Below are 2276 nucleotides of genomic sequence, written 5' to 3'. Positions count from 1 at the left end.
ATTAATGCAATAATTATTGGGACAATTGGATATAAGGTAATAACGTTACCAGATTATGACCAATTAAGTGAGCCTTCCACACAGTCAAAAGATTCTAATATACAAGTCGTTGCCAACAACGAAACAATTGAAAAAATTATCAATGACAACATAGACGATAATATGTACGTCAATGTTTCAACAAGCGGCATCGAAATTGAAACGTTATATTCTGTTTTAAACCTCGATGTTCCAGTGAACGTTTCAATTGAACCACTTGTAAAAGACGATAAAATTATTTTACAATTAAAAGATATTGATATCGCAAGATTTTCAGTCAGCTTAGATTTAATATATGATACACTTAAAAACCATGTAACATTAGATAATGGCATGGAATTTAGTGATGATGCACCAGAGATTATTATCGATTCAAAAGTCTTTAAACAACAACTTGAATACGACGTTACAATCGATGAAATTGATTATAAAAACGATAAGTGGTATTTTTCAGTTGATGGATTATTTTAGAGGAGTGATATGATGGCAAAAGCGACATTAGCAGGTGGTTGTTTTTGGTGTTTAGTTAAACCATTCGACCAATACGATGGTGTAAATTCAGTAACGAGTGGTTATTCAAATGGCCACAAAGAGAATCCGACATATGAAGAGGTTGGTTCTGGTACAACTGGTCATACAGAAGCAGTACAAATTGATTTTGATCCAGATGTTATTTCATACCGTGAAATTTTAGAAGTGTTCTTTAAAACATTTGACCCAACAGATAATGATGGACAATTCGGTGACCGTGGATCGATGTATATGCCTGCCGTCTTTTATCATGATGACACTCAAAAAGAAGAAGCAGAGACATATATTGATGAATTAAACGATTCAAATGTATTTAACGATCCCGTGATTACACCTGTTTTACCGTATAAAAACTTTTATGAAGCAGAAGATTATCATCAAGATTTTTATAAGAAAAACAGCGCACATTACAATGCGTTTTATAAAGGCTCTGGTCGTAAAGGGTTTATCGAGAAACATTGGAGTGAAAACTAATGAAAAAAGACATTTCTGAACTTACTGAAATGGAATATCACGTCATGAAAGAAAATGGTACCGAACCACCGTTTCAAAATGAATATGATCAGCACAATGAAGCGGGTATTTACGTCGATAAATTATCCGGTCAAGCGTTATTCAGTTCGACGGATAAATACGATGCTGGATGTGGTTGGCCATCATTTACACGTACAATCGATGAATCTGTCTCTGAACACTTTGATGATTCATTTGGAATGCGTCGTATTGAAGTACGTAGCGAAACGTCTGATTCACATTTAGGTCATGTATTTAATGATGGTCCTGTTGAATCAGGGGGAATGAGATATTGTATTAACTCTGCTGCATTAACTTTTATTCCAAAAGAAGAGTTAAAAGATACAGATTACGAAAAGTATTTAACATTGTTTGAGTGATACTATGAAAAGTTATCTTTTTATCAGTTTATGAAAACAAAAGTCGGTGAAAAGAGTGAAAGCGGAGTGTTCGCTACACACGTAGTGAATGATTTAAATTTTCCAAAATTTTCTACTGACTATAATAATATTTCAGACTATCTAGAAAAAACACCATACGACGGTGTGTCGTTACAAACGTTTGATACTTTATTTGAAGAATATGAAAATTGGTTAAAATATTAGGAGGATGAACATGAGCATTCATATTGGTGCAAAACAAGGCGACATTGCAGAAACTATTTTACTACCAGGAGATCCGTTACGTGCAAAATACATTGCAGAAACATTTTTAGAAGATGTTACACAATTTAACGAAGTAAGAAACATGTTCGGTTTTACTGGAACATATAAAGGAAAAAGAATTTCTGTTATGGGTACAGGAATGGGAATTCCTTCTATCTCTATTTATGTCCATGAGTTAATGCGTGATTACGGTGTTAAAAACTTAATTCGTGTGGGTACTTGCGGTGCGATTAAAGAAGATATTAAAGTGCGTGATTTAATTATCGCTCAAAGTGCATCGACTGATTCTAGTCAAAATACGAAATTATTTAATAATATCAGTTATGCACCGACTTCAGACTTTGAATTACTCGCGTCTGCATACAATGAAGCAACGAAACGCGGCACGAACGCGATTGTCGGTAACGTATTTACAGCTGATTCATTTTACGATGAAAAGGAAACATCGAACAACTTGCAGAATATGGTGTACTTGCCTTAGAGATGGAGTCAAGCGCATTATTTACAATTGCTAAAAAATATGACGCA

The 2276-nt window shown here is 34.2% G+C and carries 3 protein-coding genes and 2 pseudogenes; all 5 read left to right on the top strand.

The genetic code is table 11. The features are described 5' to 3' along the window. Window positions 1–510, top strand: a 510-nt coding sequence (locus TJ68_RS00225; protein WP_040928112.1) for a DUF2140 family protein, incomplete at its 5' end; no start/stop codon positions are given. 12 nt (window positions 511–522) lie between these two features. After that, a complete protein-coding gene (gene msrA / locus TJ68_RS00220) occupies window positions 523–1044 on the top strand; it encodes a peptide-methionine (S)-S-oxide reductase MsrA (protein ID WP_040928111.1) in 522 nt (173 codons plus the stop codon). Next, window positions 1044–1463 carry a peptide-methionine (R)-S-oxide reductase MsrB gene (gene msrB, locus TJ68_RS00215; protein ID WP_040928110.1) on the top strand — a complete coding sequence of 140 codons (420 nt, stop codon included), beginning with the start codon at window positions 1044–1046 and terminating at the stop codon, window positions 1461–1463. The genes msrA and msrB overlap by 1 nt, the downstream gene beginning before the upstream one ends. A gap of 27 nt (window positions 1464–1490) precedes the next feature. Next, window positions 1491–1688: pseudogene (locus TJ68_RS00210) on the top strand (YozE family protein); the annotation flags it as partial. Between the two features lie 10 nt (window positions 1689–1698). Then, window positions 1699–2276, top strand: a pseudogene (deoD, locus tag TJ68_RS00205) (purine-nucleoside phosphorylase); the annotation flags it as partial.

It is taken from the genome of Nosocomiicoccus massiliensis (assembly GCF_000438455.1).
In the GTDB taxonomy this organism is placed as follows: Bacteria; Bacillota; Bacilli; order Staphylococcales; family Salinicoccaceae; genus Nosocomiicoccus; species Nosocomiicoccus massiliensis.
Note: the sequence above shows the minus strand (reverse complement) of the source record. Positions and strands in the feature narration are given on the sequence as shown.